The sequence below is a fragment of the Faecalitalea cylindroides genome (assembly GCF_028321995.1).
Classification (GTDB): domain Bacteria; phylum Bacillota_I; class Bacilli_A; order Erysipelotrichales; family Erysipelotrichaceae; genus Faecalitalea; species Faecalitalea cylindroides.
This window is the reverse complement of record NZ_JAQLXG010000022.1, coordinates 1-7,947: the sequence shown is the minus strand read 5'-3', so window position 1 is coordinate 7,947 and position 7,947 is coordinate 1. Positions and strand designations below refer to the sequence as shown.

Below are 7,947 nucleotides of genomic sequence, written 5' to 3'. Positions count from 1 at the left end.
CGATCAGTTGTTTTAGCATTTTCTCCAGTCATTTCATCTGTAGACAATGTGATTTGATTATTTTCATCTAATCCTGTAACTCCGCTTGCATCGCCTTCTGTTAATGCCAATGTGAACTGGAATTCTTCAGTAGCCATAGAGCCTTCAACAACTTTTGTTACTTGAGGATTTCCTAAGGTTTCTGTTCCTGTTGTAACAGACTTAGATTCATATTCATTAATTACTGTTGGATTGTTTCCATTAACTATTACATCTAATTTTCCATCGAAGCCTTCATCTGTTACTTCAACTGTAATTGTTTTAGGATCATTATCATATGTCCAACCAGCATTATCTGTTGTTGTATCTTCTTTAACTGTAAATACATAATTGCCAACTTTACTGAATGTCAATTGACCAAAGTCAACCGTATCAGTTGTTTTAGCATTTTCTCCAGTCATTTCATCTGTAGACAATGTGATTTGATTATTTTCATCTAATCCTGTAACGCTGCTTGCATCACCCTCTGTTAATGCCAATGTGAACTGGAATTCTTCAGTAGCAGGAGCCCCTATAACTTTCTTAGTAACTTTTAGCGTATCTTCTCCTTCTAAAGTTACCGAATTTGGTTCATATTTATTTACAAACAATGGATCATTTCCATCTACTGAAGCAACTAGAGTTCCGTCACCATTATCGACAACTGTAATTTTGATTTGCTTAGTTAAAGAGTCATAAGTCCAACCAGCATCATCTGTTGTTGTATCTTCTTTAACTGTAAATACATATTCACCCGGAGCTTTGAATGTTAATGTATCAAAGTCTACTGATTTACTATCTCCATCATTAAAGTCTTCTGTAATAGTTGCTGTTGTTGAACCATTTGTTAATCCTTCAATATCATCAATAGAACCTGTACTAGCTTCTTCATTGAATGTAGCACTAAATGCGAAATCATCTGTATTTGGAGCACCAGTTACTTGTTTCTGAACACCAATTCCACTATCAGTATCTTTTTCAAGTTTTACCGGAGTAGTTGAATACTTATTAGTGAAAGCAGCTGCGTTAGTTAAATCTTTATCAGCACTTGTAGTTGCATCACTATTGTCATAAACGATACTTGCTTCTAAATAACCATCAAAATTACTATCTGTTATATTAATAGTTACTTTTGAAGTATGTTCATCATATGTCCAGCCTTTTCTATCAGTACCCTGATTGAAATCCGACGCTCCTACTTCAGATACTTTGAATTCAAATGTTCCTTCTTCGCTGAATTTGATTCCTCCAAATGACACAGTTTTTGGTGCATCTGTTGTTACTCCATCATTAATAGTTGCAGTTCCATCAAAATTAGGATCCACAGGTTCTACGCTATTCCATTTATCTTTGTCTTCCTCTTCAATAATTGGTTCTAATTGGAATGTGAAGTCTGATTCTGTATTTGATCCTGTGACAGATTTTTGAACCATAATTTGTTGATTAGCTCCGTCACCACCAATAATAATTTCGTCTGGTGAATAGCTGTTTGTAATTTCTACTAAACCATTATTAGTTACACTTTCAATATATAAATTACCATCATATTGATAATCTTTATTTAAATCAGTCACAACAATCTTAATATTTTGTGGTTTATTGTCATAAGTCCAACCAGCATTATCTGTTGTTGTATCTTCTTTAACTGTAAATACATATTCACCCGGAGCTTTGAATGTCAATGTATCAAAGTCTACTGATTTACTATCTCCATCATTAAAGTCTTCTGTAATAGTTGCTGTTGTTGAACCATTTGTTAATCCTTCGATATCATCAATAGAACCTGTACTAGCTTCTTCATTGAATGTAGCACTAAATGCGAAATCATCTGTATTTGGAGCACCAGTTACAGTTTTATTTACTGTTAATTGATAATCTCCATCTTCTCCAATAGTAGTAGGAGTAGGATTATAATCATTTACAAATCCAAACGAAGGTGCAACATAACCTTCAACACCAGAATTTACATGATCTACAATAACTTCCTCAGCATCTGAATCTTTATTCTTAGTTACTGTAGTTACTGTATGCATCGTACCATCACCATTGTCAATAACTTCAATATCAATTTGATATTGACTTTGATCGTAAGTGACTCCTGGAGCTGGATCCTTGCCTGGTTCAAGTTCATCTACGATATAACTGAATATCTTACCAGCATCATTTTGATCAAATGTTAAATTTTGTAATTTAGGCATCGTAATAGTTGCATTCTGTGCTGCAGCAGAATTAGCGAAATTTTTATCAGATTCACCTAATTTTTCAGTTGCCTCATCAGCACTAACATTTGTCGAATCAGTACCCGTTATACTAAATGCAAATTCATTTGCCTTCATTGGACGATCTAACATCTGTTTTGTTACATTGATTCCACCTTTTTCACCATAATTTAGAGTTGCATTGTAACTATTAACAAAATTATTGTCATTGTTATCATATTCTATGCTATTGACAACTAATTTTCCTGAATCTTTATCCAATCCTATTGTTACAGTAACAACACATGTGCTTTCATCATATGTTATTCCATTAGAAATTCCACTATCTGTCTCATCCATTAAGAAACGATAAGTACCTGGTTTCTTAAATGTAATGTTTTCAAAAGAGAATTCTTTTGCAACATCTTTATCAACAGGACCTGTAACAGTAGCTGTTAAACCGTTTGAATCAATACCCGTAATGATTCCATTATTAATAGCTGTATTTGTTGCATCACCGTATGGAGTCAGTTTAAAGTTAAATACATCTTGATCTGTCATATTACGACCAGTCAATGTTTTAGTACCTGTTATTGAAGCTGCTCCATCTTGTCCTAATGTAACTTCTGTTGGATCATAGTTATTAACAAACGAAATTGAGCCAGTATCTTCTGTTACTCCATTCAATGTCTTTTTATAACTAATAGATGTATTTATATGAGCATGACCCGTATGTTCTGGATCTTCTGAAGTATCTTCTGCTACTTCGATTGTAACTGTATAAACAGTCTGATCGTAACTCATATTTGCTTCCGACCCTGGTATTTCGTTTACTTCATATACATACGTGTTTCCAACATCATTTCCATCAAAATAAATTGTTTCAAAAGTAAAGTCATTGACTACATTTCCTGTTTCTGAAACGATATTACCTTCTTCATCTCTTGGCATTGGAACATTTTCAGCCTCTATAGGATATGTATCTCCTGACATTCCATCGGCTGTTTTATATCCACCTAAAGCATTTAACTTGAACAAAAATTTAGATCCATCTATTGGATTTTGTCCAGAATGATCATAATATGTTTTAGTTCCAGCAATATTTGCTCCACCTGTTCCATCCATTATATATTTATTTGTATATGTTGCTGTATAAGCTTTATCAACCGGATCAATAGGTTGAGGATTTTTTGATAGATCTTCTCCATCATCTGTTGCCATGCGATCTAATTTAATAGAATCGATCTTCAATTGTCCATTACCACCATCTACAACATTTACAATAACTCTATACAAAGCTGTAGAATAATCAATACCTACTATATTACCTTGTATTTCATTGATTGAATATCTATATTCACCGGATTTTTTAAATTCAATATCACCAAAAGCTTTTGTAAAGTCATTTTTTTCGTCATCTTTAGTGATAGTTACTTTATTCTCTTGTGGTAATGGTGCTGCATCTTCATTCGATGCTGTGATTGAGAAAGTAAATTCATCGTCGTCGCGCCATTCACGACCATCTAAGACTTTCTTAACTTGTATTGTTCCTTCTGTACTCAACAACACTGATTTATCGGCACTATAATCATTTTGGAATGATACAGATTGTTGAGAACCTGCAACGATTGCACCTATAACCATTCCATCGTTTGGATCATTTGTTTCTTCACTAGAGGTGTCTGTTGTTGTAAATCCATTTTCATTTGCCTCTTCTTCAGTAACTTTATATTTTGCTCCTGAAGGAAGATTAGATATAACAGCACGCTGACCTGCTTTTAAGGTGATTGTTTTTCCGCTTTGAATCGTTGTTTGTGGGTCAACTTCCACAGGCTGATCACTATTTTCATCATAAATATCATAAGGGAATTCACCTATTAATTCTTCATCGTTTTCATCGGTTAATTCTACTGTAAATGTAAAATTATTCTGATTTTGCTTTGTTTCATCAGATGCATTTCCCCAATCAACACCTTTTTTGATTTCCAATTGACCAGCAGCTGGATAAGAGATCTTACCATTGTTACCTAAATGTTGAGTAACAGAATTATCTCCTGTCCATTCTGGTGAAAGAACAGTTGTAGCTGTACCTGTTTCATTTGCTGTTTTATTACTATTTAAAGTATTTGGACGATCTCTACGCTGGGTATGTGCAGGAATGTAAGCATTACCATTTTGATCATAAGTAATAGCACTCCAATCAAGCCTATTTCTGCTAATCGAATTACCTTTATTTGATTCTGTTACAGTCCCATTGCCCTGTGTCCAATATGGATCAGAATAATAAAGAGTATCATAACGAGCAATATTCCGTGTTGTTGCTCTCGTTGCGCAATTTTCATCTACATATAATTCTGTATCATCAGTATAATAATAGAATTTGTTTCCAATATTTGGAGTGAAATCAGCTGTTGTATTTCCGTTACCTGTTGTATATAAGTTGCTATAGAAATCTATTGTTTTCTTATCATCTGATAAATTGTTCTTCGCGATTTCATTATATACATCACTTGAAGAATCATTCATAGCCTTTTTAGCTTCTTCTTTTACACTTACACCATAGAACAAACGTACAGGATATGCAGAAGTAACTGTCATAGAAGGATTATTTGTATCCACATCATAATGACGCATTGGAATCAAAGAAGCAGGGATTGTTACAGTTACAATATCTCCTGTTACTAAATCATCGCTTCTTTCTACTGTTACAGTTAAATCAGAAAGATTTGCGGCACCATATACAGTGTTTCCTGCAACTTCACCTTCAAAATGATATGTATCTATGTTACCTGAAGTTGTTTTTCTGCTACTAGTAAACACTTTATCTGCATAGGCAATCTGCATTTTATCTTCACCATCACCTATACCTGTAACATGCATATAAGCACCTAATGTATCGGTAAATGTCAAAGATCCTGGTTCTGTATTTCCTTGGCTTGTTGTTTCTTCTATTGGGGAACCAGAACCAACACCTTGTTGAATCTCGTCAGATATGTCTTCAAATATATTATTTAATTCATCAGAATCTTGTGCGGTTTTATAATAGTCACCATCTGGATCACGTTCACCTCTATTGTTATAGGCAGTAGCATTAGGATAATTGCTAGATACAGCCTGCATAAACTGATTTGCATTAGAATTCATATTTGTTGAACTAGCTCCATCAAATATTCCTACCGTATAAACTAATGCTGCATCTTCTTTTTGTTTTATATTCCTTGAAGCTTGTACCGCACCGTTAGCAACACTCTGATTGAAATATGAACCATCACCAGGTTCTCCATCTGTAAAGAAAACAACAACTTGTTGAGCGTTTTCTCTACCATGAGAATTCAACTGTGCTTCAGCAAGTTCCATTCCATAATCCGCTTGTGTTCCTCCTGCTGGATCCAATTCATTTACAGTTCTTTTAAGACTGTTAGCATTTGATGAAGTATACGAAGCAAGATTTGTAACAACTTGACTATAATTATATCTATTAAAAAAATCCCAATATTTATCATCACCGACACTATTGCTCTTATCTCCCGCAAATTTAACAATTGAAATTTCATGGCGTTCATCAGGATTTTCAATATTATCATTAATACTTGCTGTCGCATCTATGAAATTATTAACAGCCGTTTTAAGTGCTGAGATTCTATATTGCCTATTTCCACCCGATCCAAAATAATCATCCATTGAGCCAGACATATCCAAAACCAAAACAATGTCTAACGGAACACTTGTCCTAACCATGGTTTTCAAATTCGATGTAGAAGATAATGCTGATAAAGCAACGATAAAATCAGAATCACCTTTGTTTATAGAAGGAAGATTATCTGATCCAGTAAAAGTGTAATTTTGATTAGTGACACTCTTATCTGTCCAGATACGACCCACATTTTGAGTAGAAACTGTTCCTCCAGGTGCAATATAATCAGTCCATTCATTAGTTGTATCTGGATCAACTACTGTTTGTGACTCTGCTGCATAAACCGTACTTGTACTGTTTTGCAACAAATTAACACCCATTACCCCTGCTAAAAACAGAGCCAGTGCACCTACTCCTAGTTGCCGTTTGTTCTTTTTAATTTTTTGAATCCATTTACCTATCATAATAAATACCCCTTTCGTATTAAAACTTTTAAGATAAAGCATTCAATAGTTTTATTCTTAATAGCTTAAACAACTAAGCATAAGAAAAAACAACATAGTCTTAGTTAGAGTCTTTATAATCCTCCCCCTCGATTATTTTCAATGATGATTTTCAGCAAAATTTAAGTTTTGAACTGTTTTTAATAATAAAGACAAATTATTTGTTAATTTTTAACAACGGTCTTATAATTTTCATATGAAAACACTAGAGAAATTCACGTATAAAAGAGAATTTAAAGTACTTAAAAAGAAGGAACAAAAGTATCTGAGAAAACAATCTATATCTTCAGATCATATTGTTAATCGTAAATTGAAAGGTAAAGTTGATCCTAAATTAGAACAAACATTAAATACTGCTTTTCAAAAAGCTTTCACTTTGGTCTTTGATAAAGGAGTCGGTATTATTCAAAAAACATATAATGCTGACAAGATCAAAGAAAAACATAATTCTATTGATTCTAGAATCACTCGTAAAAATATTCGTAAACAAAAAAACATATCAAAATCATCCAATATAAAAAATCTTGCATTTACTTCTATTTCTTCAACCGCATTAGGTATCTTAGGAATTGGTATTCCTGATATCTTTCTTTTTACCGCTTTGATCATAAAAAATCTTCAGGAAATATCTCTTTCTTATGGAATTGATTTTAATAATGATAAAGAAAAATATTTTATGCTGATGATAATTGAAGGCGCTTTAGCACATGAATCCATCTATGAAGTAAATGAAAGAGTTGATTCATTTATTGAATCTTATCGTTTATATGATATTGATTTTCAAATAAAACAGACTTCTAAGACTCTAGCTTCTGAATTGTTATATTTGAAATTTATCCAAGGTATTCCAATAGTTGGTGCTATTAGTGGATTCTACGATTCAAAATATATGAATCAAATTTCCAAATATGCAAATTTAAAATATCAACTGCGTTTTTTAAAAAATAAACTATAATATATACTATGAATAAAGTAATAGGACATTTAAAGACAATCAATAAACATAAATATATGGTGACAAAACTTTGTTTTCGCTGTCATTTATACAAACAAGGAATCTTGCACGATCTCAGCAAATACTCTATTTGTGAATTAAAGACAGGATTCAAATATTACCAAGGTTATCGTTCTCCTATTGATGCGCAAAAAGAAGATATAGGGTATTCTCTATCCTGGCTTCACCACAAAGGAAGAAATAAACATCACTGGGAATATTGGCTGGATAATGGTCCAAATGGAATTCAGCCAGTAAAAATGCCCACAAATTACGTTATCGAAATGTTTTGCGACCGTGTTGCAGCCAGCATGATTTATCAAAAAGATAAATATAAAGATGACAGCGCACTTATATATTATGAAAATGGAAGAAATCGAATCATGATCCATCCCGAAACTGATAAACTCATTCATCATTTACTACAATATCTTGCAAATAACGGACTAGATAAAACCGTAGATTACATTGTTAAAGAAATCAAAGAATGATCATGGATATATAATCTTTGTATCTGCACTTCGGGGGTCTAACAGTTAAAAGTTAGATCTAAAAAAGGACTGGAATTCCTTAAATGGAAACTCCAGTCCTTTTTGTCTG

At 33.0% G+C, this 7,947-nt stretch carries 3 protein-coding genes; 2 read left to right on the top strand and 1 reads right to left on the bottom strand.

Translation table 11 applies throughout. The annotated features are described in order from the left end of the window. A partial coding sequence (locus PND65_RS09220) for a Spy0128 family protein (protein WP_272014568.1) occupies positions 1–6,314 on the bottom strand: 6,314 nt, incomplete at its 3' end. 235 nt (positions 6,315–6,549) lie between these two features. On the opposite strand from PND65_RS09220, the gene PND65_RS09215 reads away from it, so the two are divergent. Together PND65_RS09215 and PND65_RS09210 are read left to right on the top strand one after the other, a co-directional pair. After that, positions 6,550–7,308, top strand: a complete 759-nt coding sequence (locus PND65_RS09215) for an EcsC family protein (RefSeq protein ID WP_271991797.1) — start codon at positions 6,550–6,552, stop codon at positions 7,306–7,308. Between the two features lie 8 nt (positions 7,309–7,316). Beyond that, positions 7,317–7,838: a DUF5662 family protein gene (locus PND65_RS09210; RefSeq protein ID WP_035400252.1), complete on the top strand. Its 522-nt coding sequence runs from the start codon at positions 7,317–7,319 to the stop codon at positions 7,836–7,838. The last annotated feature ends 109 nt before the right edge of the window (positions 7,839–7,947 follow it).

Excerpts from the sequence above, each read along its gene's own strand:
- PND65_RS09215 (WP_271991797.1), top strand. The coding sequence starts at position 6,550 with ATGAAAACACTAGAGAAATTCACGTATAAAAGAGAATTTAAAGTACTT.
- PND65_RS09210 (WP_035400252.1), top strand. The coding sequence starts at position 7,317 with ATGAATAAAGTAATAGGACATTTAAAGACAATCAATAAACATAAATAT.